This window comes from Fretibacterium sp. OH1220_COT-178 (assembly GCF_003860125.1).
Classification (GTDB): Bacteria; Synergistota; Synergistia; order Synergistales; family Aminobacteriaceae; genus CAJPSE01.
In genome coordinates this window covers 1-653 of sequence record NZ_RQYL01000072.1, presented here as the reverse complement: position 1 = coordinate 653, position 653 = coordinate 1, and the positions used below count along the sequence as shown (strand labels likewise).

1 protein-coding gene is annotated in these 653 nt (G+C 68.8%); it reads left to right on the top strand.

Going from position 1 to position 653, the window contains the following annotated elements; all coding sequences use genetic code 11:
- Positions 1-653: TonB-dependent receptor plug domain-containing protein (locus EII26_RS12860; RefSeq protein ID WP_148092583.1), on the top strand; the 653-nt coding region annotated here is incomplete at both ends.

Below are 653 nucleotides of genomic sequence, written 5' to 3'. Positions count from 1 at the left end.
AGGGGCGACGGCCTCTGGCTGACGCCGGTGGTGCGCTGGAACGCCGCCGACGGCCGAACGGAGTTCTCCTGGGGGGCGGCGCTGGCCTGGCGGATGAGCGACCGATGGACGCTGAAGCTGACGGGCGGTACGTACAATCGGGCTCCGAACCTCTATGAGCTCTACGGGGACGGGGCTTTCGTCATCCCGAACCCGAGCCTGAGGTGGGAGAGCGGCACGCAGTGGGACGCGGGACTGGCCTGGAAGGGTGAGCTCTGGGGCGGGTCGGCCGCCGCCGAGCTGACGGTCTTCGGCCGCCATTCGGACGACCTGATCGACTACCTCATGACCAACCCCCGGTTTGCCCAGTATGTGAACATCGGCAAGGCCCGGGTGATCGGGACGGAGCTGGAGGTGAGCGCGGAGTGGGAGAAGTGGGCCCTCTACCTGGCTGCCACCTGGATGGACCCGAAGAACGAGACGCCCGGCTACATGGACGGCGACCCGCTGGCGAACCGGCCCGAGTGGGAGGGGCTCTTGCGGGCGACCCGCAAGTGGGAGCGTTTTTCCGCTTTCTCGGAGCTGCGCTACGTGGGGCGGAACTACTACGACATGCAGGGCGAGGTGGGCTGGACGGACCTGCTGACGGCGGGGCTGGGCGTCCGCTGGCAGCC